We start from the raw sequence: 24911 nt of genomic DNA, 5'->3' as shown, positions 1-24911 counted from the left end.
AACGTATTGTATCATGACCCCATAATATCTTGCAGATAGGACCATCTTTCAATCAAAAGATTATACTGATTATTCAACTGATCTAATTGAGTCGTAGCAAGTTGAAGCTTTTCAAAATCTGCACCAGCTGATTCCACTTCTTTTTCAGCAGCCATAATTTCAGCTTCTATTTTTGCAATATCTGCATCAATCGTTTCCCACTCTTTTTGCTCTTTGTAAGAAGGTTTTTTCTTTTGTTCTTTCACCTGTACAGGTTCCACTTTTTCAACGATGATTTCTTCTTCAATCGGAACTACTACTTGTTCTAAGAAGTCAGAATAGATTTCTTGAACTTCTCTCGTATTCCCTTTACCATCCAGTGCCCATAATTTTTTAGCGATTCGGTCCAAGAAGAAGCGATCATGAGAAATGGTAATAACAACACCTGGGAATTGTTCAATGAAATCTTCTAAAACCGATAATGTTTGAATATCTAAATCATTTGTAGGCTCATCCAATAATAGAACATTTGGTTGTTCCATTAATAATTTTAGTAAATGTAATCTTTTACGTTCGCCACCAGAAAGTTTCCCAATTGGCGTGCCATGCACTTTTAATGGGAATAAAAAACGTTCCAACATTTGAGCTGCAGAATGTCGTACCCCATCTGATCCTTCTATATCATTCGATGATTCTCTTACATATTCAATCATACGAGTCGTTGGATTCATCGGAGGAATCGTTTGTTCGAAATGAGCGACTTTAACCGTTTGTCCAATTAGCAATTCACCTTCATCGGGTTGAATTTTTTCAGCTAAAATATTGATCAATGTACTTTTGCCTGCTCCATTTGGTCCTACTATGCCAATGCGATCTCCTGGCTGAAGCAAGAACGAAAAGTTTTTGATGATTTGTTTGTTATTGTAAGCTTTTGAAAGGTCGATACCCTCTAACACTTTTTTACCTAGTCGTGTCGTAGCAAGTTTCATATCTAATGATGTTGTATCATTGTTACGATCCACTTGCTCATCTAATACTTCAAAACGTTGAATTCGAGCTTTTTGTTTTGTAGTACGTGCTTTTGCACCTCTTCGTATCCATTTTAGTTCAGAACGGAATCGATTTTGAAGTTTTAATTGAGACGAAGCAGCCATTTCCTCTCGGATTGCTTTTGCTTCTAAATAATCTCCATAATTCCCTCTATGTGTATACATGGTTTGATCTGCAATTTCATAAATATGAGTGGACACCCCGTCCAAAAAGTATCGATCATGGGTAACGAATATAATGGCACTGCTTAATTTAGCTAAGCTTTCTTGTAAAAACTTAGAAGATTGAACATCTAAATGGTTGGTAGGCTCGTCTAATAGGATTAAATCTGCTGGTTCAATTAATACTTTCGCTAAAGCAACACGTTTTAATTGTCCACCAGATAATTCATTCACTTTACGATCGAACATATCAATTCCTAATCGTGACAAAGCCGTTTTAGCCATAGCATTGACATCCCATGCGTTATATTCATCCATTTTTTGTTGAATATCCATGTATAAGTTTTGATTTGCTTCTGAAGCAGAATCGATTGTCAACTTCTCTAATGCATCTTCGTATTGACGATTAATTTGAAGTACTGGTGAATCTCCACTAAATACCGCTTGTAGAACAGTTAAGTCCTCAGCAAATTGTGGATCCTGCTCTAAAAAAGAGATGCGGTATTGGTTTGGATGATCCATTGTTAATTGATCCGCTTCAATCTGACCCGCTAAAATTGAAAGGAAAGTTGATTTCCCGGTTCCATTAACTCCAATAAGTCCTGCGCGCTCCCCAGCATAAATGGTGAAATCAATATTTTCGAATAACGTTTTTTCTCCAACAGTCTTAGTTAAGTTTGATACGATTAAATGACTCATTCATATTCACTCGTTTCTATTTTAAGTTGGTCAATAAATGCCAACATGAATTCATGACGCTGTAAAGCTAATTTCTTCCCTGTCTCTGTCACCATTAAATCTTTTAATAGAAGTAACTTTTCATAAAAATGAGTAACTGAAGATGTTTTTTCATTACGATACTGACTTTCTGTCATATTCGTCCGTGGAACTTCTGACCAGTCATACAACCTTCTTCCTTTCGCACCACCGAATGCGAAGGTCCTTGCAATGCCAACAGCACCAATAGCATCTAAACGATCGGCATCACGAACAATTTTGGCTTCTAACGTGCTAGCCGTTTTTTCCTGTCCACCGCTAAACGATACGGATTCAATAATGTCCACAATCCATTGTCGATCGCTTGAAGAAAGTGAAAGTTGATTCAAAATATCATTTTCTTTCTTTTTGCCTTCTGGTCCACTGTATTTAACATCACTTACGTCGTGAAGAAGAACTGCTAACTCTATAATATCAGAACGGACATCTCCTTCTTCCGCACTAATTTTTCTCGCATTTTCACGAACACGTTCTATATGTTGAAAATCATGGCTCGCATCAAAATGAAGATAAACATCTTTTACAAGTAGTTCACAAAGTTCAATGTTATTCAATCTTATCGCCCTTCCATATACCTTCTATCCTATCTATAAAAGTATCATGACATATATGTTGCAATGTGTGCAAGATAACTGGTTCTGCATGTAATTGACTAGTTTCGACAAATCATGTATAGTATAGCCATCCATTCACAGAATATTTTGTATCCTGTTGATATGGGAAATGACATTTCGCTAAAGTAGTAGGGAGGAACGTTCATGCACCAAGGCAAAGTAAAATGGTTCAATAACGAAAAAGGTTATGGCTTTATCGAATATAATGATGGTGAAGATGTGTTCGTCCATTTTACTGGAATCCAAGGAGAAGGGTTCCGAACGTTAGATGAAGGTCAATCGGTTTCATTTGAAATCATTGAAGGAAATCGCGGTCCCCAGGCAGCGAATGTTTTTTTAAACACATTAGAAAAACAAAGTTAAAACCGAATGGTGATAGCTCAAGTGTTTTCTAATACTGATTTCTTATTATCTCTAGTTTCTAATCAGTATAATTAAACGACCCACTAATCTAAATTGATTAGTGGGTTTTTCTATGATTAATTATTTTGTTTCACTTTATTTAACTCTTCACCTAAGAAATGGAGCTGATCGCCAACTGTGCACGTTTGAATGCAAAATCGATGAGCAAAGGTTTTCCCACCTTTTTGGCGCATTTCCGTCTTTAAAAAACAATCTGTGCAATACGTGTCCAAAAGATTATCTATTTCACGGACAATTAATTCTTTATTCATTGTGATCACCTCAAATAATAGACATACTAATGTCAGAATGAAAATCTCACGAGTATCATTTAGAAATTACACCTTACCCCATTAATGCGATTTGAAATTTTACCGAACTATGTTCGTTTCAAATCACATCCTTATATTTTACACCCTCATTGCATTTCTATGCAACTGACATTATAATAGTCAAGTTGGAAATCAGTTGGATTTCTACAGGCGGTTCGTAAACTCCCGCTTTATCAAAACTACAGGAGGATTTATATGCACAACGAATTATTAGGAATTGGTTTTGCCCTTATAAACATGATTTTTGTATTAATCATGTATAAGTTTTTTGGAAGAACAGGTCTCTTTGTGTGGGTTGGCTTTGCAACGGTCCTAGCCAATATTCAAGTGACAAAGATGATTGAAATCTTTGGTTTAACCGCTACATTAGGGAATGCTATATATGGAAGCATATTTTTAGTAACAGATATTCTAAATGAAAAATACGGTAAAAAAGAAGCGAAAAAAGCTGTTTGGTTAGGTTTCGCATCATTAATTATGATGACGATTATTATGCAAGTAGTCTTGCAATTCACGCCTTCACCAGATGATTTTGCACATGATTCACTTTCTACGATTTTTGGGTTAATTCCTCAAATAGCTCTTGGTAGTATCATTGCTTATCTTGTTAGCCAGTATACGGATGTCTATATTTTTAGCTTCCTACGAAAATTATTCCCATCTGACAAAGCTTTTTGGATTCGTAACAATGGCTCGACGATGTTAAGCCAATTATTAGATACACTAATTTTCACATCGATCGCATTTTATGGTGTATTACCATTAGATGTTTGGATGAGCGTATTCTTTTCAACGTATCTATTGAAATTCTTAGTATCAATCCTTGGAACACCGTTTGGTTATATCGCTAAGAAAATGACCCCTTTAGACGAAAAATAAGGAGGTTTTAAGATGTTAGAAGTTTATATAGATGGTGCAAGTGCGGGCAATCCAGGCCCTAGTGGTATTGGTCTTTTTATTAAAGGCGAAGGTCATCATGTCCAACTTTCTGAGTATGTTGGCATATATGATAATCATACAACTGAGTTTATGGCTTTGATTCGTGGTTTAGAAGAAGCGAAGAAGCGGACATCAGGCATTGTGTCAGTTAAATCAGATTCTCAAATTGTTGTAGCAGCAGTTGAAAAGCAGTATGCTAAAAACCCGGTCTTTAAAGCGTTATTAGATCAAGCATTGGAAATTGCTGAATCATTTGAATTCTTTTTCATTAAATGGATTCCTGAAAGTAATAACAAAGCAGCTGATCAATTAGCTCGAAAAGCCATTCAGCAAAAACAAACACTCGACTAACGCAATTGCTTAGCCGAGTGTTTTTAATTGGGCAAACAAAAAAACAGACTCTCAAAGAGAGCCTGTTTATGGTTTAATATTTGAATTAAGCTTTGTTTACGTTAGTAGCTTGAAGACCACGTTGGCCTTGCTCGATTTCAAAAGTAACTTCTTGACCTTCATCAAGAGATTTGAAACCTTCGCTTTGAATAGCGCTGAAATGTACGAATACATCGTCTCCGCCGTCGCGTTCGATAAATCCAAAACCTTTTTCTGAGTTAAACCATTTTACTTTACCTTGTTCCATGTGTATGTTCCTCCTCGTGTACGTAAGTACACATTGTGTTACTATCCTTGCTCAAATCGTGGAGATAAAATCTTATAAAAGTCTTTCTCAAATCCGAACAAAAATAATTCTCCCTAAATATAACATGGTTATTTTTCATTTGCAACTAAGATGCTTGTGTATATTTGTAATTATCTTGTTTTTCAAACAATAACAAATTATTTCATTCTACTTAATAAAGCACCTATTGCTCCACTGAATCCATTGTCTTCTAAAAAGATGGGCGTTCGATTTTTCCGCTTTGTATAGTTCCCAATAATGGTTTGTAATGGAACGTTTTCAGATAATGTGGAACCTATATAAAGGATGTGTTCAATGTTTTCAGAAGTCGCTGTTTGGATACTTAATGTAGAAATAACCTCCCCAACTAATCCTTGAATAGAAGCAATTAAATCCTCTTTTGTTCTTGAAATCTCAGTATGTAAACCGGCATCCCCAAAATTACTAGCAGTTAATCCCCCATCGATTGGTGTTTTATTACCAAAATAGATATCACTTACTAAAATATCTACTTTAGCTCTACTTCCTTTGGACGATAACTCAACGATTGTTTCGAAATCCACAATCCCAGTCATCAAATTAGATAGCCCAAGCAACGTACCACCACCTATACCAGTTCCCCCCACACGTTCATGCAGATTTCCTTTCAATAGATGAATAGATGTACCTGTTCCTATGTTCGTTACGATTGCTTCATTAAACGTATACCCTTGTTGCTCTATTTGAAAATTGACTCCTGCAACCGTTGCATCGAACTCCACTATATAATGAAGATTTTTATGTTGTTTTAAATAAGGTTTTAACTGTTCAGAACGACCACCGGTTAATCCAATCAAAGCATCTTCTGAAAAAGAAGCAATCCAATTACTGACTTCTTCCATATCACTTGAAGGGAAGTGTTCTAATATTAATTGATTTTGATCATCGTAGTAAGCGATCTTGGTTAATGTCCCACCTACATCTATCCCTAATGCTTGAACCATGCCTGCACTCCTTTTAATACACAAAAACTGATTATTCTTCTATTTAATCATCTCATGTTCATTATATAGTACTTCTTAATTGTTGTACTTGAATATTTCACATTCATTCAGAAGTATCTATTTTTTATAAAAGAATGCATACTGATTATTAATATAGGGTACATCTTTAATAGTTACGAAATATTCATATGGAAGTTCAAGTTATGCAATTTGCGAGCGAGTAACTTAATGTTATATTAATCATTTCTATCTTTGAAGTCAGAAGACTTAAACATAATTTTATTTATTAAAGAGGTGATAAAAATGCCTAGATTTAATCATGGATTCTTACTGTTTAATGGACAAGCAGGTCAGGATTCAAGTGAAATTGCCCTCAGTAAAGTGGTACCTATTTTAGCTACTCATTGTAGTCAATTAACCATCGTTCAAACGATGTCTCCTGAAGAGTTTCAAGATGCAATTTTACAAACAGAATCTGCTGATGTCTTGTTTTTACTAGGTGGAGATGGCACTTTACACACGGCAATTCAAGTTTTAGAAACAATGAAAAACGTTCCTGCAATCGGTATTTTACCTGGTGGAACATGTAACGATTTTGCGCGAACACTTGGAATTCCTCTTACACTTGAACTTGCTGTCGAATCACTCGTTAATGGAAATGTTGCACCGATGGATCTAGCACAAATAAACGATCGATGGTTTATGAACTTCGCTGGAGTTGGATTAATCGCTGATGCCTCAGAGAACATTAACCCTGATTTAAAAAGTAAGTATGGAAAGCTTAGTTATTTCATGAGTGCGATTCAATCTTTCAAACAAAGTGAACCCATCCCTTTTCAAATTCATATCGATGGTGTTTCCTATTTAGAGGAAGCAGTTATGGTGTTAGTTATGAATGGAAATTCTATAGGCACTCATCGATTCCCACTTGAAATAATTGACCCTTCGGATGGAATGCTTGATATTATCGTCGTACAATCCTCCACCATGGTTGCGATTAGAGAATGGTATTCGTTAAATCAACCTCATATAGTACCTGACGATTTAAACAATATTACACATTACCGAGGTAAACAAATTAGTATTAAGACCAGTGAGCCAAAGAAAGTGGATACAGATGGAGAGATTTATCTAGAGACCCCTCTTCAAATTCAAGTACATTCTAAAAAGATCAATTTTTTAATACCATAAAAAAATAGCCGTTTCGCAGAATATGCAAAATGGCTATTTTTCTGTATATAATTTAGTTTACATAATAATATTATTTATTTGCTATATAAACTTTTAATTTTTTTCCTTTAACGGTTGTATCTTTCATTTGTTTTAAAACGGATGAACCTTTGCCATTTAAAATCTCAACATAAGATACATTTTCTTGAATCGTAATAATTCCGATATCATCCGAAGTGATCCCCTTCAAATTTGAAATTGTTCCGACAAAGTCAACTGCTCTAAGTTTCTTTTTCTTCCCACCATTAAAATACAATTTAATGATGTCTTCATTTAATTTTTCTTTCTTCTCAACTTTTAATTCCGGCTCTTCTTTCATCTTTCGGTTGAAAGCTTCCCGGCCTTTAACCACTTGTTCTTTCGTTGGAGAATCTTTTAATGGAATAATAAACCCTATATACTTCTCAACAGCTGCTAAGAATTTATCTTCATATGGTGTAACAAGTGTAATGGCTTTCCCCATCTGTCCTGCTCTACCTGTTCGCCCAGTTCGGTGAACATAGCTTTCATTTTCAAGAGGCATATCGTAATTAATAACATGTGTAATCCCGTCAATATCGATTCCACGTGCTGCAACATCCGTAGCGATTAAATATCTAAACTCACCACGTTTGAAGTCATTCATAACTTCAAAGCGTTCATCTTGTTCCATACCACCATGAATTTTATCTACAGAATAACCAGCATCATCTAGTGCATCTACTAGAGTATCTACATTATCTTTAGTTCGGCAAAAGATAATACAGCTATCCGGATTTTCAACAATCGTGATATCTTTCAATAAATCCAATTTATTTTTCTCCGGAACTGTATAGACTTCATGCTGAATTAGTTTTTCTTTTTCTTCTATTTTTTCAATCTCTACGTCGACAGGCTCGATCATATATTTATGACATAGTTTTTCGACATCTTTAGGTAAAGTAGCTGAGAACAACATCGTTAAGCGTTTTTTCGGAAGCATTTTCATGATTGACTCAACTAAATCAATGAACCCCATGCTTAACATCTCATCTGCTTCATCGAGAACTAATATTTCAACTTTACTTAAATCTAACGTGTGTCGTTCAATATGATCCATAACTCGTCCTGGAGTACCAACTACCACATGAGATTTTTGTTTAAGTTCAGCTCTTTGCTTAGCGAAAGGTTGCTTCCCAAAAACTGCAGTCGCTTTTACACGTTTAAATCGTCCGATATTCATGATATCTTCAGATACTTGTAGTGCCAATTCTCTAGTAGGTGTTAAGACTAAAGCTTGGGGCTTATTTTCGTCCCACTCTACTAATTCGCATATTGGAATACCAAACGCTGCGGTTTTCCCGCTTCCTGTTTGAGACTTTACTGAGATATCTCTTTTTTCTAATGCTAGCGGAATTACTTTTTCTTGTACTTCAGTTGGTTCAGTGTAACCCAGGCCATCAAGGGCACGTAAGATTTCTTCAGATATTCCATAGTCTTTAAATTGTTTTGTCATAAATCCAATCTCCTTTTAAATCATGAGAGTTACATCTCTTGATTGCTTTTACTAAGTATACCAATCATTTCTCTCTGATAGCTTATAACTGAAAACTATGTTATAATTAAATGTAAATACTTAATAGAAATATATCTTTATTTACGTTTTAGAGCCTCAGATAAATCTGAAGCATTTTTTATTGGTCTATGAAATCCAAGTGAAGAAATGGGGAATTTACATGACATTCCAAAAACATGAAAAAGAAGTATCAGCATTTGTACAAGCTCGAAAAATTCGCGAAAAGATTACATTTACACGTCGTGATGTCGAAGTTGAAGGTGCTATTTTTAAAATCCTCGAAAACTCATGTATCGTTGAGATTTCTCAAGAAGACGCAAAAAAAATTGGTGCTGCATCTACTTTAACTGTTGTATCACATAAAAATTATCAAGTAGCTGATGGTTCGACACTATAAAAAAGTGAGCATATTGCTCTCTTTTTTTTTGTCTTAAATAGTATAGACAACTCATCAGAAACTTATGTTATTGAAAAAGAAAAACGCCGCATCTCTTATATGAGAAGTGGCGTTTTAGATTTTTGACATGATTATTTAAAAATGAGTTCTTAGTTTTAAAATTGAATGATAATAAATGTGGTCGGCTATTTCTTTCGCTTTCCGCGGACGAAAAGCAATGCTCCTCGCCTCATCTGTCACTGACAGATGAGGCTGTGGGGTCTAGCGTCTTTCGTTTTTCCGCAGGAGTCTTCAGAAATAGCCGACCACTTTCCTGTTATATCGTGAGCTAGCCGAGAAAACTCCCAGTCTTACGTTATATTAGAAAAAATGGTGTAGTTGAAATCAATAAATACAAAATTGATTAAGCAGATATGAGCAAAAATGAACATTATAAATTAATATTTACAGGGACTTCAATTGATTGGAATGGAGACAGCGTAAAATAACTCCTCCTGTTTCTGTATCAGCTTCGCTCCGCTAGCTTCGAAACATGAAAATGCGTTGCTTCGCTTCACTAGCTATGTCGCAATGGAAATCAGCATTTTAATTGTCTACTACTTGAAACGCCACTTCTCTTTAAGTGAGAAGTGGCGTTTCTGATTTATATTTATTTGATTTGATCAACTGGATATGATGTTATCCAATCACTATAACTACCTACATATAGTCTTACATGCTCATAGCCAATTTCTTTAAGCATCGCATAAAGTGGTGCTGCTGTTACTCCACTTCCACAATAAACCGTTATTTCTTCATCTTTTGATGCCACTTTTTCAAGCGATTTTTCAATAGATTTAGCGTGTTTAAACTGACCATTTTCTTTGAGCTGTTCCCAGTCAAAATTTCGAGCAGTAGGAATATGCCCAGCTACAAAATCGATTGGCTCATTTCTACCTTCATATCTCTCTTTCGAACGAGCATCCAGCAATACACCTTCTATTGCTTTCTCTGATATCGATTTAACCAATTCCTTATGAGCAAAAATTTCTTCGTTCCACTCTATGTCTAAGTTAGACTTTGTAAACTCAGGAATATCCTTCGAAATAGCCACATTCAATTCCTTCAATTGTTCAAAACCTTCACGTAGAATAAAGACTTTTGGAAAGCCTGCATACTTGAAAATCCAATAAGAACGAGGTCCAAATGGCATGCCGCCTTGATCATAAATGACAATTGTATCACTATAATGCAATCCATGATTTTCAAAGAACCTTTTCAACTTTTCTTTTGAAGGAATAGGATGTCTCCCATCCTTACTATCCATATTGGACAAGTCATTTTCCAAATCCATGAAGATGGATCCAGTCAAATGACTTTCTTCATATAATCGACGTCCCTCTTCTCGATCTGTTAATGAAAACCGTACATCAATAAAGCGTATATTATGATTGTCCAACTCGTTAAAATGTATCCAGACATTGCTCATAATTCGTCTCCTCCATCACTTTAATTTGTCGAAAATGGTCTTCCATTGAGTTAACTGGTTAGACTCCTTAAGAACCAGACGCTCGGATTCAATTTGATTAATCGATTGTTGTAATAGTAATTGTCTAAGACCCTCTGCTTCTAACTCAATATTGTGATCGATCCACTGACGTAACTTCTTGTTTTCATTTGATAAGAAGGATTTTGCTTCAACTTTTGTTGCTTCTTCTAACGCTTCACGTAACTTAACTTTCTCATTCTTTTCAAAGAAAGCTTTATTGTTTTTATAATAACTTTTCACATGTTGATAAGGTGAACTATCTTCAAATGGACCGTTGAACTCGAGAAGTTCCATTTTGTTTATTTCATATGGGACAATTGAAAAATCACGGTTATATTCTTTTAATATGCGTGTTTCTTCCATTTGTCTTTGAGCAAGTTTCTTCTCAATCCATTGACTTAAACGGAAGTTGGTAACTCTCATTTCTTGTTCAAAATCAAAACTTAACATAGCTAATGTCTCTGTTAACGCGTATTGCAACGCGTCGTTAGACGATTTTGATGAAAAGACAGCTGGGTTATAAGACTCTTTAAAGAAATCTGAAAAGCGATAATACACACGTTGTTGTACATAGTGAAGTAAATCATCTAACTCTTGATAGGCTTCTTTTGTCATGACAGAAGCAAAGGATTTCGCGTACCTCGACCGAATGGTTTGTTCTAATTTACTCAATTCAGCGAGTCTTTCTTCTTTACGAAGTAAATTCAACTCTATTTTCTCAATCAAATTTTTAAGGCTTTCGACGGTCTTTTCAGTTTCCTCTTTTAAAGCTAATACAGCTAATGATTTTATCTCATCAGATAGGAAATGATGGAACGACTGCTCGAACTGACTCATGCCTGATGCAAGATTTTCTTTTTGTTGTTTCTCTTGTAGTGCTTGCAAACTCGATACACCAAATAATCGTGGGAAACGTATACCAAACTTCTGTAACTCCGCTGCCACATAGTTTTTCACTTCATCTGCTTCATCTTTACTTGCAGCTAGATCAATCGCATTGACAATGAAAAACATTTTATCTAATTCAAAAGCATCTTTTATTCGCCCAAGTTGAATTAAGAATTCACGATCTGCACGAGCAAATGCATGATTATAATACGTAATAAACAAAATTGCATCTGCATTTCGAATATATTCAAAAGCGACACCAGTATGTCGTGCATTAATCGAATCTGCACCAGGTGTATCCACTAGCGTTACTCCTAATCGGGTCACATCGCAATCGAAATAAAAATCAATGGTATCGACGAAACAACTTTTGCTTTCTTGCGCAACAAATTGCTCAAAATTTTCTCGATTTACACGTAAAGTTGTTCCTAAATTTTGTTTCAAAGATGTGTATCCTGTTTCAAAGGCTTTTATAAAAGCAAGGTGAACGCGTGATTCATCTCCTACCCCTTCTAATTCCCCTAAATTTTGCGACTCTTTGTATGCTTGTTCTAAAGAAGCAATATCCATGCCCAATTTTTTGTATGAAAGTTGGACATCAAGTAATAGTTGGTCTGCTGTTTTAAAGTAAACATCTGCCGTTTCATGATGATGTACATTCGATACAGGACGAATTTTTGTAATGGCAGCTGTCGTTGGATTAGGTGAAACAGGTAATACATTTTCTCCAAGCAAAGCATTTGAAAATGAAGATTTTCCTGCACTGAATGCACCAAACAAGGCAATAGTGAAATCCTTTTTCCCCAGTCTCTCTGCTTTTTTCTTTAAGAAAATTGCTGTTTCTTGAAAACCATGTATGGACGAAATAGCACTAGCGACTTCATTTGCTCGATTAATCGTTTGTTCTACTGGATAACTTTCAACTGTTTTTGATTCAATATGATCAGTTTGAACAAGTTCATCAGATTTAATTTCTTGAAAATCTGTAGCCTGGTATGGTTGGATAGATTCTTCCTTTTCACGGAATTCGTTCAGCCATCGATTTTTAATTTCTTCAGCATGAGATATTGTTTCTTTTGAAGGCTTGGTATTTTCTTTATTAAATTTCACCAAGTGATTTTCCAATTCTTCGATCGAACGAATGGCTAAAGCTTTTTCTTGGTACTCAGATAATTTTGTATCGGCTAGTCCATAATGATCGTCAGGAAGCTCGTTAATCTGAGCAGCTACTTCAATTTTCCATGGATCAGTTTGTTGGATAAACCATTTACGAGTCGCATCTGCTACGGCATTTGCAAAATTTAATACGGAGTCAGCCGTCAATAATGCACCTTCACGAACTTGATCATCTATTAATTGAATGGATGGATTGAATTCCTTTTCATCAATTGTTATAGATTCTTCGTCATTCAATAATCCAACGTCTTTTAATGACTGTTTCATCAAAGACTTTATGTGTCCTACAATTTGTGACTGAATGACTTTTGTATATTCTAGTTTAACTGCCTCTGCTCGTTGGTTTCGTTCTTCTTCGGTCTTTTTCCCACTAAACAAAACACCAACTTTAAAGTTCTTTTGTTTTGCTTCTAAATATTGTTTTAGTTTATCTCGAAGCTCATATGGTACTAGTGTTGCATTATCTAACAATGATTTGCGATTCGTTTCAAACGATCTTATCCATACATCTGAATCTAATAAGGATGATTGTTTTTCATATCTACTTGCCTCTTCTAGAATCTCATCTTTTGATTTCCATTCAGCCTCAGAAAGAATATCAGCGAATGTATTTTTACATTCTTCAATTTCACTTTCTAGATATGAAACATGTTCATCTTTAAGCTTCTGTAGTGTTCGATCAGACGTACCCGCTAAATGTTCTTTCCAATTGCTCATACTATCTATCACAATTTCTTTAACTTCTGATAAATCATTATTTGGATGATCGAGTTGTTTTAGTGTTGTGAAAAAGATGTTCTTAGGTTTGACGCCCCATTCTAAAAATGATTGATGAACCGATTTTTTAAAGTCTTCAAAACTCAATTCACGATCACGATGTTTGTCGATTTGATTGACAATTAAATAAACATTTTCATTATATTTCAATAGTTGCTTTGTGAATCCGAAATTTAATTCAGATTGAACGTGATTGTAATCCATCATATAAAATACAATATCGGCTAAATGAAGGGCCGATTCAGTTGATAGTCGATGAGCATCATCCGTAGAATCTACACCTGGAGTATCCATTACAGTTACACCTTCAGGTAATATCGAGGTTTTATGTCCAATTTCAATTTGAGAAATAGACTCGCCGTCTTTACAAAAGTTTTTCACGGTATCAAAATCATAATCTCCCGAAAACTTTACCGGATGGAGTTCTTTCCTATATACAATCGCAAAATCCTCTTTTGCTTTATGGACTTTGACAATGTTTGCGCTCGTTGGTATTGGACTAGAAGGGAGCAATTGTTCTCCTGTTAAAGCATTAATCATGCTTGATTTACCAGCTGAAAAATGGCCTGCAAAACCTATGGTAAATTCACGCTCCAAAATTTTGTGCGCGAATAAATTTGTTTTATTTATACGATCCTCATCTTGTGTAGATTGAAATGAATTTTGAGCAATCGAAGTATTTGTTATTAGTTGACCCATTTTTTCTTCAAATAGTGACATGTGAATGTGAACCCCTTTTAAAATGATCTCGCTCTATCATACCATGTTTAAATATGTCGTATCATGCAATAATTATACGCCCTTCGAGGGAGAAAACCCCTAAATGTTTACATTTTTTTGAGACTTTTCATAAAAAAACGTATATAATTATTTTAATATTCATGCTAAAATGAAAAAAAGTATAAAGATGGGTGAGTGGATTCTTGAGTACCTCAAAACATATTCAAACCGTTTTAAACGGTATCATACAATCATTAAAATCCGTAATCCCTTTAGAAATTGATGTTAAGCCCCCTTCTTTAATGGCACAACCCTTCGAACAACAAGAGATGGGTGTTTTAGTAGGAATGATCGGGGATATTAAAGGGAGAATTGTCATTGACTCCACTCCTAAAACATTTAGCAGTATTGGAGCTACTATGTTCGGTATGGAACTAGAAGGCGAAATGCTAGAGTCTTTCACAGGAGAACTTGGGAATATGATTTCAGGGAATTTATGTACGTTCGCTGCACAAAGCGACATTGAATTAGACATTACCCCTCCAACAGTTATGGTTGGCCATACAAGATTATTTGGTTTTCAACACGCGTTTAAACTGCCAGTCCACATAAAAGACACAGGAGACTTGACCATTATCATTACAATTGACGAAGAATAAGAAACGCAACTCACGAAAAAATTCCGTGAGTTGCGTTTTTTAATTTCCTTCAAATGTAAAAAAAGTCGAAATGCCTATAATTTGTGACGAATTTATGAATTTTTTTATCCTTTGCACAGTTCGACAGTTTTTTTAATATTCATCATTTAAAATAAATTTATTCAGTTTAAATTATGTTGCATATTGCTTAGGAGGAATTATGAAAACAATTAGTAGGACTAGCCAATTGGCTCTAATCATTAATGAAAGAAAAGTAAATATGTATAAGAAAGCACAGGTTTTAGGTTTTACTCATCCTGAAGTTGTCGCTTATAGTCAAGAACTTGATGATTTGATTAACTTCATGCTTGGAATCCGAGTGTCCTAAAAACTAGACTCGCTTTTCTAAATTTCGAGCCGTCTCACTTTTTTCAACTAACGCCTGATCCTTAAAAGTTCCGAACGTCTTGTCAATCGTTGTATGCGTTACGCCATACCAATAATTTTCGTTTTTGAAGTGATGCCATAAATGAGCTTTCTTTATCTCTTTTCCAAGTTTAGTTAGTGGTTGCAGAGGTTTATGTGCAACAAAGTGTTTCCATTCATAAAATAAGAAGTACCCAATTAAACCTGTTGCAAATGCAATTGTTAATACAAGATTTGATGTAATCCAATACACTAGTAGAACTGTAATTGCAAAGCTTGGAATACTGAACCATAAAGGTAAAAATAATAGATGTAAATCTGTTGGTTTTTCATGGTGATCAAAATGTAATCGTTTAATCAATTTTAACAAAAAAGGATTTTCTGGCGTTTTCATATGAAAAACAAAACGGTGTATTCCGTATTCACTTAATGCATATACGATTGCTCCAACCGCAATTGCAATCCATGTCGCCAATTCATTAAGATGTGAAACGGTGAACCCTGCAACGATTAGAAATAGTGTTAGCATAATCAATACATCTGGAAACATTAAAAATTCCTTTACATGTTTATTCAAACGTTTGTCCCCTTTTCTTGTTATTGTATTCTGAATTTTCATTCAATACGATAACTATATAGGACTTATTTCATTGAAACAATATAAAAAATCCTTCCAGGAATCAAGAAGGATTTTAAGAATACATTTATCTGATTATTTCTCAAAAACTTGATGGATAATTTCATGCGGTTTGCTGTTATTTAGATTTTTGTAAATACAACTTTCTGGTTTTTTTCTAAGGTTTTCAGAAAAAGCAATGGCTAATTCTGCTTCCCCTGCTACATGAACCTCTTTCCAACCTCTTTCTTTCATTAAGCGTTCAACATGTGTACCCATTCCTTTATAAAACCTAATCAAATTCTCTCTAAGTCGAGATTCAATGAAATCCACTTTGCTACTCCCAATTACATGCTTCCCGGTGAAATCCATTTTCTTTTCCTCTCCCCATGTTTCCAGGTTCGGATCAAATACAAATGATAAATCGTCCCGAAGAAATCCCATTGCCGTGTCAAGGATGCGTACTTCCCCAAAGCTAGGTAATACAATTGCTGCTTCTGGATATGCTTTATACATGTATTCAAATTGTTCAAGCACAGGCTTGTCTTCCCAATCAAAACTTGTTTTAACCGGGATTTGAACATAATGAACTGACCAAAGTTCTGGGTTGTCAGAAGCAAAAATAACGACGCCTTTGTGCAAATCCACTTTATTGTCTTCTATTTCACTCATTACTTTTTTCTTTAATCCTTGAAATGACTTTAATTCTTCTTCTTTATCTGAACCGGCTAAAAATTTTTCTAAGTCTTTCATGCCATTTTTTAAATGAATTTTCCATGCACCATTTGTTTGTTCATGATCACCTGGGTTGGTATTTAAATACATACTTAAGACATTTCGTAGACCACTACTGTATTCTTTTAACGAATGAATTTCATTACTTATGCTCATATGTGATATTTCCTCCTCTTAAATTGGCTAGGAATGCAAACATATTCATTACCATGCTTGTAGTATGTATATAAAATCATTAAATTATTGATTTGAATTGATTAAATTTGTGAAATAAATCGATTTAATTTAAGTTCTTTTATATTTAAAAGGAATTTCTTGTAAAAGAATTTGTAACGTAAATTTAAAATAAATACTCTTTATTTCCGTTTCAGACGGAAGCTTTCCGCGGGCATGGCTTCAGTCTCCTCATCACTACGTTAATGCGGGGCCTTCAGCTCATGCTATTCCCGCTGGAGTTGCCGTCTTGCACTACATTGAACAAAATCTCAATTAAAATAAAAATTAAAAATGTCTGTACTTTTGGAGCAAACAACTATGTAACCAACTCAAAATATATGATTTTTAATTAACTAAAACATTAGTTATACTTCACAAGAATATTGGAGAATATCGAAAATTTTCAATACACTCCAATTACAATTGAATAATTCTTAAGTTGCAATCGATACAAAAAAAGCGTCCGACATGTAGCTTCGGACGCTTTTTGTATTTTATTAATATTTCAGACTCGATTCAGTGTTTTTTCAATCAAGTCTGGTAATTCTTTTACACTTGGTAATGTGTAATTAGCTTTAATTGTTGATTCCTTCTCCATTTGTTCAGTAGTGACGCCGGATAATACTAATATGGTGGTTAGAAGTGCATTATTACCCATGAGTATATCGGTTTCTAATCGATCACCAATCAACAAACATTCATTTGCGGGCATTTGTAGCACTTCTTCTAGAACCAAATCAGCCATAAGACGGGAAGGCTTCCCACCGATTTCTGTAATTTCATGGCCACTAGCTGCAGTGAAAGCAGCCATAATTGAACCACAATCTGGTACTTCACCACCATCTACTGGACATGTACGATCTGGATTAGTCGCAACAATCTTCGCACCACTTTTCCATGCTTGATACATATTATTTAGTTTTTCATATGTGAATTGGCGGTCCCAGCTCACTACAACATAATTTGCATCTAACGGGTTTTCTGTCATTACAATTTTCGCTTGATTCAACTCGTCAATTAGCGGTTTCTCTCCCACGACATAAACTTTATCTTCTTGTTCTGCATATTTGGTTAGATAAATTGCAGTAGCGTAACTTGAATTTATAATTTGATTGACAGTTACATCAAATCCGAATTTTGTTAGTTTTTGATGGTAGTCTTCTTGAGAAGCAATTGGTTTATTTGTAACAAACACCACTTTATGGCCATTTGAAATCAAATAATTATACGTTTCTAAAGCTCCGTCAATTAATTTATCTCCTAGATATATGGTTCCATCTAAATCAAAAATATATCCTGCCATGTGATAGCCTCCTTCTGTTAAACGATCAGTCGATTCTTTAAATCTCTACCCGTTTTCATCAGAAGTCATGCCATTTAAAATTAATCCATCATCTCTGCAACAAGTTCATAAGAACGTAATCGGTCTTCTTGATGGAAAATGTGTGAGTTGATAATGATTTCGTTTGCTCTGGTATCTTTTATAAAGCTTTCAAGTTTTCGTTTCACTGTTTCAGGACTACCAACTATCGTTGAGGTAGATGCAAGTTTTTCTTCAAATGTTGCTTGTTCTCTAATTGTCCATGCGGCATTCAGATCATCGATAGGTGGTTGGAATTGTTTTGGCATCCCTCTCATCAAATCGAACATTTGTTGTTGCTGAGAAGTTGCCAACCATTTAGCTCTTTCATCTGTTTCTGCAACAATCACATTAACACCGAGCATAGCATAAGGTTCCTTCAGCACTTTCGATGGCTTGAAATGTTGATGGTATATCTGCATTGCTGGTAACGTGTATTCATTTGAAAAATGACTCGCAAATGAAAAAGGAAGTCCTTTTTCTGCAGCTAGTTTAGCGCTAAAGCCACTTGACCCTAAAAGCCAAAGTGGAATATCTAGCCCTTCCCCTGGAAATGCGCGAACTCTTCCTGCAAGTCCTTGATCAAAGAAAGATTCAAGTTCTTCTACTTGAGCAGGGAAATCATCTCCTGTACTTTGCAAAGTACGACGAAGCGCATAGGCAGTTGCTTGATCACTTCCTGGTGCTCGGCCAAGACCCAAATCAATTCGACCAGGATATAATGATTCAAGTGTTCCAAACTGTTCGGCAATGACCAAAGGTGCGTGGTTAGGCAACATAATGCCTCCTGAACCTACACGGATGTGGTTTGTTGCGCTGGCGATATGCCCAATGATGACGGAGGTTGCGGAACTCGCGATACCAGGCATATTATGATGCTCTGCTAGCCAATAGCGATTAAAACCTAATTTTTCTACATGTTGTGCCAATTCAACACTATTTTTAAATGATTGTCCTGCATTACTGCCAACATTAATTGGTGCTAAATCCAGAACGGATAATGGTATATGATTAAATGTTTTCTTTTCATTAGATGACAAATTGTTTCACTCCTTTTAATTAATCGAAAAATACTTTGAATTAAAAGCTTTCATTAAGAAATAATACATGCTTAAGATGAAATCCTCTAATAATCAGCTTGATAAAATAAAAAACGACCGGAAATATCCGGCCGTAGTATTTCTAAATTGCATAAAATTATAAAACCATTTTTAAAATGGTCTTAAACTTCTCATTCTCTGCATCTAAGTTTACTTTTTGACATAACGAGTTATTTAATCGCATGAGTTCTGGATACATACTGTTCATGGTTTCAAAAATTCTATTGGCATCTCGGCTAGAGTCCCATGATGCTAACATTTCAAGTTGTTCTTTACTCAGTTGACTGCGAGATCCTTCAATTTTGGACCATACCCCATATGAGCTGTCCAAATGTTTTTCCATTTCCATGTACCATCCATCCGCAATTAGCCAACGTATGCGATCTAAATTGGAAAGTGCATAGTATATTTCATTACGCATGGTTGAACGGTATGTTTCGTGCATAAATGCTAATACTTTTGTTTTCCAGTAGGTTATATCAGCTTCTTCAAGTTCTAATCGTTTATTCGAAACCTCTTCTATTATAGGGTTAAGAATTTCAGAAGGATCATACAATGGTTTTATTCCTCTTAACCAAATAGATGGCTCAATTTCTTCTAACGTATGATACCAGCTATCCACTTTAATAAAATTATCGTAATGAGTGACGACAACTGGGCTAGCCGAGATGCCTTCGTAAAATAAAACATTCCCCCACTTTGCAGCCCGATTTTTCTTATCAAGTATAAAGTAATTTTTAGTGCCTTCCTTAACAACTATATGTAAATCAATATCTGAATACAGATCAAAATCTCCTCGTCCTAAAGATCCGGCGAGGTAAATAGCGATCACATTTATATCTGCAGTTAGGTCTGCTAACGCATTTTGTAAAAGTTGCTCACGTTTAGCAGGTAATTCTCGGTCTCTCTTCCCGTGCTTTAAATCAAATTCCATATGGATCCCCCCAATTTTCATTTCGCATTCCAACAAAATTAAATTTATGTAAGATTGTAAGTAACATTAACATTTTTTGTCTATTTAGGAAACCTATCTTTATTTCAATCGTATATAAACAAAACACTTAAATTTAATTGGAGATGTTATCGATGTACGGAGAGAATCCAAAATGTTCGGTTTGTCATAGTGACATTAAAGATGATGAAGTAGTTTTCGTAAAACTAAAATTCCCAAAGCGTAAAGGATTTACAGAAATCAAAGCATATTTGAAAAATGAAGGAATTTTTATTTGTGAGAAATGTTCGTGACGATAGAAATAACTAAATGAATATGAAAAGGATAGAAATTATATGATATTAATCTTAACAAGTGAACATACCGTGCAGTTTTTTAGTATCGGTGATGCGATCTTCCAACTCATATTACTTGCTATTTTGGCAGGAATCATCGGATTCATTATTTCAATTGTACGTTCTAACAAAGGACGTAAAAATCAGCTTGATAGAATTGAGAAGAAGGTTGATTTTCTCAATAAACTTTAGTTAGGTTATATATCAAACAACTTAATAAAAATCTGTATTTTATTTTTAGAGCTCGAATTAATGTTTTTTGACATCTATAAAGGCAGCCCAAGATATAATCTCGGCTGCCTTTTATATTTCAGAATAAATATCACAATTGTGCCTTATTCATTCCTTGTTGCTATTCATATAACACAATTCAATCTCTGTAACCAATTGATATGTTGCTTTTTATAATCTAGGATCTACAATGTCTGATTCCAATGCTAAAGTACCTAGAACACATTCATGAACTCTTTCAATTGATTCCTTTTGAACATATCTTTGTATGCCTTCGACTCCTAACGCAAATTCTTTAAGGGCCATTTTTTGCTTTCTACCAGTATTTCTAGACTTTAACCTATTAAGATTTTGTGGTAGTAAATAATCCATACCATAAATGATTTTAAGGTATTTTCTCCCTCTCACTTTGATAGCGGGTTGAAGTAACTTGCCTTTATTTCTTGCTACATAAAATTCTGGTTTAATAACAATCCCTTCATGTCCATCACTTGTCATTTCATTCCACCATTTAATGACTTCTTCTTCACTTGTTTCATCTGTTATGACTTTGTAATCTGTCTCTACAAATATTTTGGATTGATTTGCAAATTCACGATTCATTCCCATATGCCACGTATGTGGCTGATCAAAGAATGTTTGATTACTATGTGCTAGTAAATGGAATGGTGCAATTTGAATGGAATTGATATCTTCAATCGTCCAACAATACTTTTGAAATACTTCACTAAAAGTATGAGCATTATTCAATTTCTCTTCGTATTCATGCAGCCAAACATTTAATTCGTCATTTCGACCAACTACAACTTCAATCTTTTCCTTCAGCTTTGTGCGATCAAGAATTGCATTTTCCGCAACATGGGCATATTGGCTGCTGATTAACTCTTTCGCTTTAAGGTTCCATGGCATGATTTCAGCGTCTAGAATCAAATAGTCAGTATTATGCTTATCAAAATATCCTTTATCATGTAATTCAAGATTAATTTTTGAAACAATTTGTTCTTCTGTTTCTGTATCAAAGAAGCGTTTCCCACTTCTTGAGTAAATGACTCCTAGTGACTCAATAGTTGTATGCTTGATAGCAGATTCAATATCTTTAAACAGGAATAAAACCCCTCTACTTCCCATGTGTTTCTTTTCAGCCACCATAGTTTGAATGCCTTGACCTCTATAGTAATCAATTGCTTCTTTCGGATGCTCCAAGTAGTCATCTAATGCGGATGAAGCGGGTGTCGGACTCATAGTTGGAGGAATATAAATTAATTGTTCAATCGGAATGGTAAAGTGTGAAACTGTATCAATCGCAGGTTTTACATTATCTTGATGAATTTTAATTTCACCTAGTTCTTCGGTATTTACAGAAAATCCGTTAATAAACTTTGCTAGGTTTGGCGGATTAAAACGGGTTTTCTCCCACTCTTTTAATGGATTGTTTGTGTCTCCTGAGTAATCATGATTTGCGTTTACCGAAACAAACTCCTCTTCTGGATACCGGAAAGCAGTTAATGCTCCACCAAAAACAACACCTTGATCAATATTGATTGTATTGTTGATCACTAATGGTCGGGGCTTCGGATCATGTCCCCAGACAATAAGTGAACTTCTTTTATGGTTAACGGTCCAATCTTTACGTTGTGGATTCCCTTTTTCATCAAACCCACCTGTATCTCCAAAACGACAGAAATCACTTACGGAATCAGATTCCTTACCGATCATGTCATCTTTAATACCCGCATGTGCACAAATTAGTGTTTGAACACCATTCTTGGTAAAGACATAATGTGATGGCGATTTTAAAAGAAACTCTTTTAGTGACTGTTTTGTTTGTTGAGTTTTTTCAATTCCATTTTCCGCTTCATAGGAAATAAATTCCTCTATAACTTTTTCATCTCCATGGCTCATTGTTACATCTCTTCCCTCAAGCCATCTTGCAATTTTCCAACCATGATTACTGTCTACCATATAGGCAGCATGCTGTTGAACATGTGCGTAGAAAAAAAGCATCGTCTTAAGTGAATGAGGACCTCTACTCATGACGTCTCCTATGGAAACAAATTTTCTTCTTTCAGGATGGATATAAAGACCATTTAAATCTTTTTGATAACCCAACTCTTCAAGCAAGGTAATCATTTCGTCATAGCAACCATGAATATCCCCAATAATATCAATTCCATGTTGAATGTCTATTTCAATCGAGCTACTGCGTCGAATGAACTCGAGATTATTTGTTTCCTTAATGCTGTAAACAGATAAATATCCTTCTTTTTTGATAAACCCTTTTTCTCTTTTAAACGTTTGGTATTGTTGTTTGATACGTCTTTTTCCCCGTGGTTTATCTCGTTGTTCATCTCTAATTATTAGTTCGTTTTCAGGTACATCTAGAACAAGAGCTAAGATTGGTACATTATTTTTACGAGCCAAACTAATATATCGTTTACGATCATCAGAGTGTAAATGAGTTGCATCTACAAACGTTAATTTATTTAAACGACATCGAGCTTCAATAATTGAATCCATCATTAAAAAGGCTTCTTTGGAAATCGAACTGTATTCATCCATCAGACTTGCTGCTTCATCCTTTGGTCTATCGTTCCATTCAATAAAGTCTTTATCACTGACTAAAACTCGAAAGTCATCTGAGCTAATTACTTCAGAAGATAATATTACTTCTTTTTCAATCATGCTATTTAATAAGGTTGACTTTCCGCTGTTGGATGGTCCAATCAGTAAGACAATCCCTGTAGATGGCAATTGGATTTGCACGATTAATCCTCCTTTCTTTTAAACACACACATCTGTGTTGGAAAGCCTTGTGTGTTATGTTCTTCACCAATTCCTTCAAAATTAAGACTATATGTGTCTCGATGATTTCTTTCTGCACACCACTGTTGAAATTCTGCTCTTGTCCACTCAAAACGATGATCGGTGTGACGAAGAGTACCTTCCATATCGTACACTTCGTTATATTCACGATTTGGTGTTGTGATAATTAATATTCCAGGTTGATAGTCCCCAAGTATCGTTTCCATAACCTTGGGAAGACGACTCTCATCAATATGTTCGATGACCTCGCACAAGACAACAACATCCTTACCTTTTAATCTTTCATCATAATAGAACAGTGAGCCCCATAGTGTTTCTGGCATCACAAAATTGGACTGACCCTTCACTTTGTCAAAGCGTTTTAATGCTTTAAGCATAGCTGACTGGGATGGCTCCACTGCCAACACTTCCTGAACTCCTTGTACAAAACCAAGGAGTTCAGAGAGCTTTCCTTCCCCAGAGCCAATATCTACAATGCTTTTCGGTTGCATTTGACTTATGGTGCTTACAATCTTTTCATAACGAAGTTCATTCAAACGAGTCTTTTTAACAACATTTTCTCTGTCCTCATCTGATTTTTTGTTTTCGACGATACTATATACTTCTTTAAATCGGAGTGATTGACGATATATATATTCTTTCATCGGATGATTTTCTAGCCATCCCTCTCCATAGCGCTCCAGCTTTTCAATTTCTTTTTCATCAATAAAGTAATGTTTATAGTTGTCGATGACAGGTATCAAAACAAATAAATGTCTCAAGCCATCTTGAAGTGTTTGCTGACCTTTTAAAGAAATATATCTAGCCGAGCTCTCGTCTTTAATATGGAAAGAATACTGCAGTTCCGGTCGTGTAATCATCACTTTGTAACCAATCGGTTCAAATAAATCTTGTAACTGTTTATCTGAAAGAGAAGATGCTACAGGTCCAAATTCAAATTGGAACGAAAAGGGATGATTCACCCATTTAACATGTTCCTCTTTTGGTTGCCCATTTATAGCTGTGCCAAGTGCAGAGCGGATAAAAGAACAAAAAATACTACTTACTGCAAACTCACGATCATTTATATAGTGGGTAATATCATTTGACTTGGAATTATTGCGAACCAATTCAATTGGGTCCGGTGTGACAAAAATCGTCACCACAAGCTCTGTTTCTGTAAACTTACTATAAAAAAGGCGCACTAAATGCCCTTTATGATTTCGCTCATACAAGTTTTCCGGGTTTTTTGACAGCAAAAATGATATCGCCTTCACATTATCGCCCGTGGCTTTAATCGTTAACTGCATTTACAACCCTCTTTTCCTTTACATATT

At 35.1% G+C, this 24911-nt stretch carries 23 protein-coding genes and 2 pseudogenes; 8 read left to right on the top strand and 17 right to left on the bottom strand.

Annotated features, from left to right (window positions below):
* Positions 1 to 11: 11 nt before the first annotated feature.
* The 4 genes and pseudogenes from ACHUE4_RS16620 to ACHUE4_RS03230 all read right to left on the bottom strand — a co-directional run bounded on the left by ACHUE4_RS16620 (position 12) and on the right by ACHUE4_RS03230 (position 2521).
* A complete protein-coding gene (locus ACHUE4_RS16620; protein ID WP_463510136.1) occupies positions 12 to 245 on the bottom strand; it encodes an ABC transporter C-terminal domain-containing protein in 234 nt (77 codons plus the stop codon).
* A gap of 246 nt (positions 246 to 491) precedes the next feature.
* Positions 492 to 968, bottom strand: a pseudogene (locus ACHUE4_RS16615) (ATP-binding cassette domain-containing protein); the annotation flags it as partial.
* A gap of 30 nt (positions 969 to 998) precedes the next feature.
* A pseudogene (locus ACHUE4_RS16610) lies at positions 999 to 1889 on the bottom strand (ABC-F family ATP-binding cassette domain-containing protein); the annotation flags it as partial.
* On the bottom strand, positions 1886 to 2521 hold the full coding sequence (locus tag ACHUE4_RS03230) for an HD domain-containing protein (protein ID WP_394187894.1): 636 nt from the start codon (positions 2519 to 2521) through the stop codon (positions 1886 to 1888). The gene ACHUE4_RS03230 and the pseudogene ACHUE4_RS16610, both read right to left, overlap by 4 nt.
* A gap of 204 nt (positions 2522 to 2725) precedes the next feature.
* Between ACHUE4_RS03230 and ACHUE4_RS03225 the strand changes: the two genes are divergently transcribed.
* Positions 2726 to 2944 (top strand): cold-shock protein, encoded by a 219-nt coding sequence (locus ACHUE4_RS03225; protein ID WP_394187893.1) that lies wholly within the window; start codon positions 2726 to 2728, stop codon positions 2942 to 2944.
* 116 nt (positions 2945 to 3060) lie between these two features.
* On the opposite strand, the gene ACHUE4_RS03220 is transcribed toward ACHUE4_RS03225, so the two are convergent.
* A complete protein-coding gene (locus ACHUE4_RS03220) occupies positions 3061 to 3255 on the bottom strand; it encodes a zinc-finger domain-containing protein (protein ID WP_394187892.1) in 195 nt (64 codons plus the stop codon).
* 255 nt (positions 3256 to 3510) lie between these two features.
* Between ACHUE4_RS03220 and ACHUE4_RS03215 the strand changes: the two genes are divergently transcribed.
* A complete protein-coding gene (locus ACHUE4_RS03215) occupies positions 3511 to 4194 on the top strand; it encodes a queuosine precursor transporter (protein ID WP_394187891.1) in 684 nt (227 codons plus the stop codon).
* Between the two features lie 12 nt (positions 4195 to 4206).
* Positions 4207 to 4605 (top strand): reverse transcriptase-like protein, encoded by a 399-nt coding sequence (locus ACHUE4_RS03210; RefSeq protein WP_394187890.1) that lies wholly within the window; start codon positions 4207 to 4209, stop codon positions 4603 to 4605.
* 85 nt (positions 4606 to 4690) lie between these two features.
* On the opposite strand, the gene ACHUE4_RS03205 is transcribed toward ACHUE4_RS03210, so the two are convergent.
* Positions 4691 to 4891 (bottom strand): cold-shock protein, encoded by a 201-nt coding sequence (locus ACHUE4_RS03205; RefSeq protein ID WP_016427350.1) that lies wholly within the window; start codon positions 4889 to 4891, stop codon positions 4691 to 4693.
* Positions 4892 to 5088: 197 nt separating this feature from the next.
* Positions 5089 to 5913 (bottom strand): type II pantothenate kinase, encoded by an 825-nt coding sequence (gene coaW / locus ACHUE4_RS03200; RefSeq protein ID WP_394187889.1) that lies wholly within the window; start codon positions 5911 to 5913, stop codon positions 5089 to 5091.
* Between the two features lie 303 nt (positions 5914 to 6216).
* Here coaW and ACHUE4_RS03195 point away from each other — a divergent pair, with 303 nt between their 5' ends.
* Positions 6217 to 7104, top strand: coding sequence for a diacylglycerol/lipid kinase family protein (locus tag ACHUE4_RS03195; protein ID WP_394187888.1), 888 nt, complete (start codon positions 6217 to 6219; stop codon positions 7102 to 7104).
* 70 nt (positions 7105 to 7174) lie between these two features.
* Here ACHUE4_RS03195 and ACHUE4_RS03190 read toward each other — a convergent pair whose 3' ends face one another.
* Positions 7175 to 8617 (bottom strand): DEAD/DEAH box helicase, encoded by a 1443-nt coding sequence (locus ACHUE4_RS03190; RefSeq protein WP_394187887.1) that lies wholly within the window; start codon positions 8615 to 8617, stop codon positions 7175 to 7177.
* A gap of 220 nt (positions 8618 to 8837) precedes the next feature.
* Here ACHUE4_RS03190 and ACHUE4_RS03185 point away from each other — a divergent pair, with 220 nt between their 5' ends.
* Positions 8838 to 9074 carry a DUF2187 family protein gene (locus tag ACHUE4_RS03185; protein ID WP_394187886.1) on the top strand — a complete coding sequence of 79 codons (237 nt, stop codon included), beginning with the start codon at positions 8838 to 8840 and terminating at the stop codon, positions 9072 to 9074.
* A 649-nt stretch (positions 9075 to 9723) separates the two neighbouring features.
* Here ACHUE4_RS03185 and ACHUE4_RS03180 read toward each other — a convergent pair.
* Positions 9724 to 10542, bottom strand: coding sequence for a sulfurtransferase (locus tag ACHUE4_RS03180; RefSeq protein WP_394187885.1), 819 nt, complete (start codon positions 10540 to 10542; stop codon positions 9724 to 9726).
* 15 nt (positions 10543 to 10557) lie between these two features.
* Positions 10558 to 14163: a dynamin family protein gene (locus ACHUE4_RS03175; protein ID WP_394187884.1), complete on the bottom strand. Its 3606-nt coding sequence runs from the start codon at positions 14161 to 14163 to the stop codon at positions 10558 to 10560.
* A 203-nt stretch (positions 14164 to 14366) separates the two neighbouring features.
* Here ACHUE4_RS03175 and ACHUE4_RS03170 point away from each other — a divergent pair, with 203 nt between their 5' ends.
* Both ACHUE4_RS03170 and ACHUE4_RS03165 read left to right on the top strand, forming a co-directional pair.
* The gene (locus tag ACHUE4_RS03170) at positions 14367 to 14822 is read left to right on the top strand and encodes a chemotaxis protein CheX (RefSeq protein WP_394187883.1); all 456 of its coding nucleotides are present in this window, start codon (positions 14367 to 14369) and stop codon (positions 14820 to 14822) included.
* A 199-nt stretch (positions 14823 to 15021) separates the two neighbouring features.
* Entirely contained in the window at positions 15022 to 15189 is a 168-nt protein-coding gene (locus ACHUE4_RS03165; RefSeq protein ID WP_394187882.1) for a Spo0E family sporulation regulatory protein-aspartic acid phosphatase, read from the top strand.
* A gap of 3 nt (positions 15190 to 15192) precedes the next feature.
* Here ACHUE4_RS03165 and ACHUE4_RS03160 read toward each other — a convergent pair whose 3' ends face one another.
* The 5 genes from ACHUE4_RS03160 to ACHUE4_RS03140 all read right to left on the bottom strand — a co-directional run bounded on the left by ACHUE4_RS03160 (position 15193) and on the right by ACHUE4_RS03140 (position 20188).
* The gene (locus ACHUE4_RS03160; RefSeq protein WP_394187881.1) at positions 15193 to 15846 is read right to left on the bottom strand and encodes a sterol desaturase family protein; all 654 of its coding nucleotides are present in this window, start codon (positions 15844 to 15846) and stop codon (positions 15193 to 15195) included.
* Between the two features lie 93 nt (positions 15847 to 15939).
* Positions 15940 to 16734: a VLRF1 family aeRF1-type release factor gene (locus tag ACHUE4_RS03155; protein WP_394187880.1), complete on the bottom strand. Its 795-nt coding sequence runs from the start codon at positions 16732 to 16734 to the stop codon at positions 15940 to 15942.
* 565 nt (positions 16735 to 17299) lie between these two features.
* Positions 17300 to 18097, bottom strand: coding sequence for an HAD-IIA family hydrolase (locus ACHUE4_RS03150; protein WP_394187879.1), 798 nt, complete (start codon positions 18095 to 18097; stop codon positions 17300 to 17302).
* 80 nt (positions 18098 to 18177) lie between these two features.
* Positions 18178 to 19194 (bottom strand): LLM class flavin-dependent oxidoreductase, encoded by a 1017-nt coding sequence (locus ACHUE4_RS03145; RefSeq protein WP_394187878.1) that lies wholly within the window; start codon positions 19192 to 19194, stop codon positions 18178 to 18180.
* 157 nt (positions 19195 to 19351) lie between these two features.
* Positions 19352 to 20188 carry a nucleotidyltransferase domain-containing protein gene (locus ACHUE4_RS03140; protein ID WP_394187877.1) on the bottom strand — a complete coding sequence of 279 codons (837 nt, stop codon included), beginning with the start codon at positions 20186 to 20188 and terminating at the stop codon, positions 19352 to 19354.
* Between the two features lie 353 nt (positions 20189 to 20541).
* Between ACHUE4_RS03140 and ACHUE4_RS03135 the strand changes: the two genes are divergently transcribed.
* Positions 20542 to 20733, top strand: a complete 192-nt coding sequence (locus tag ACHUE4_RS03135; protein WP_394187876.1) for a DUF4083 domain-containing protein — start codon at positions 20542 to 20544, stop codon at positions 20731 to 20733.
* A 210-nt stretch (positions 20734 to 20943) separates the two neighbouring features.
* On the opposite strand, the gene ACHUE4_RS03130 is transcribed toward ACHUE4_RS03135, so the two are convergent.
* Both ACHUE4_RS03130 and ACHUE4_RS03125 read right to left on the bottom strand, forming a co-directional pair.
* Positions 20944 to 23535: a polynucleotide kinase-phosphatase gene (locus ACHUE4_RS03130; RefSeq protein WP_394187875.1), complete on the bottom strand. Its 2592-nt coding sequence runs from the start codon at positions 23533 to 23535 to the stop codon at positions 20944 to 20946.
* A 2-nt stretch (positions 23536 to 23537) separates the two neighbouring features.
* Positions 23538 to 24884, bottom strand: a complete 1347-nt coding sequence (locus ACHUE4_RS03125) for a 3' terminal RNA ribose 2'-O-methyltransferase Hen1 (protein ID WP_394187874.1) — start codon at positions 24882 to 24884, stop codon at positions 23538 to 23540.
* Positions 24885 to 24911: the final 27 nt, after the last annotated feature.

This window comes from Paenisporosarcina quisquiliarum, from assembly GCF_043641925.1.
GTDB classification, from domain to species: Bacteria; Bacillota; Bacilli; order Bacillales_A; family Planococcaceae; genus Paenisporosarcina; species Paenisporosarcina quisquiliarum_A.
The sequence above is the reverse complement of the archived record's forward strand: the minus strand, read 5'-3'. Positions and strand labels throughout refer to the sequence as shown.

Bases quoted from the DNA above. Each gene is read 5' to 3' on its own strand.
- ACHUE4_RS03140 (WP_394187877.1), bottom strand. From the start codon at position 20,188: ATGGAATTTGATTTAAAGCACGGGAAGAGAGACCGAGAATTACCTGCT.
- ACHUE4_RS03215 (WP_394187891.1), top strand. From the start codon at position 3,511: ATGCACAACGAATTATTAGGAATTGGTTTTGCCCTTATAAACATGATT.
- ACHUE4_RS03195 (WP_394187888.1), top strand. From the start codon at position 6,217: ATGCCTAGATTTAATCATGGATTCTTACTGTTTAATGGACAAGCAGGT.
- coaW (WP_394187889.1), bottom strand. From the start codon at position 5,913: ATGGTTCAAGCATTAGGGATAGATGTAGGTGGGACATTAACCAAGATC.
- ACHUE4_RS03220 (WP_394187892.1), bottom strand. From the start codon at position 3,255: ATGAATAAAGAATTAATTGTCCGTGAAATAGATAATCTTTTGGACACG.
- ACHUE4_RS03185 (WP_394187886.1), top strand. From the start codon at position 8,838: ATGACATTCCAAAAACATGAAAAAGAAGTATCAGCATTTGTACAAGCT.
- ACHUE4_RS03180 (WP_394187885.1), bottom strand. From the start codon at position 10,542: ATGAGCAATGTCTGGATACATTTTAACGAGTTGGACAATCATAATATA.
- ACHUE4_RS03190 (WP_394187887.1), bottom strand. From the start codon at position 8,617: ATGACAAAACAATTTAAAGACTATGGAATATCTGAAGAAATCTTACGT.
- ACHUE4_RS03155 (WP_394187880.1), bottom strand. From the start codon at position 16,734: ATGAGCATAAGTAATGAAATTCATTCGTTAAAAGAATACAGTAGTGGT.
- ACHUE4_RS03160 (WP_394187881.1), bottom strand. From the start codon at position 15,846: ATGAAAATTCAGAATACAATAACAAGAAAAGGGGACAAACGTTTGAAT.
- ACHUE4_RS03205 (WP_016427350.1), bottom strand. From the start codon at position 4,891: ATGGAACAAGGTAAAGTAAAATGGTTTAACTCAGAAAAAGGTTTTGGA.
- ACHUE4_RS03225 (WP_394187893.1), top strand. From the start codon at position 2,726: ATGCACCAAGGCAAAGTAAAATGGTTCAATAACGAAAAAGGTTATGGC.
- ACHUE4_RS03125 (WP_394187874.1), bottom strand. From the start codon at position 24,884: ATGCAGTTAACGATTAAAGCCACGGGCGATAATGTGAAGGCGATATCA.
- ACHUE4_RS03150 (WP_394187879.1), bottom strand. From the start codon at position 18,097: ATGGCAGGATATATTTTTGATTTAGATGGAACCATATATCTAGGAGAT.
- ACHUE4_RS03175 (WP_394187884.1), bottom strand. From the start codon at position 14,163: ATGTCACTATTTGAAGAAAAAATGGGTCAACTAATAACAAATACTTCG.
- ACHUE4_RS03135 (WP_394187876.1), top strand. From the start codon at position 20,542: ATGATATTAATCTTAACAAGTGAACATACCGTGCAGTTTTTTAGTATC.
- ACHUE4_RS03165 (WP_394187882.1), top strand. From the start codon at position 15,022: ATGAAAACAATTAGTAGGACTAGCCAATTGGCTCTAATCATTAATGAA.
- ACHUE4_RS03210 (WP_394187890.1), top strand. From the start codon at position 4,207: ATGTTAGAAGTTTATATAGATGGTGCAAGTGCGGGCAATCCAGGCCCT.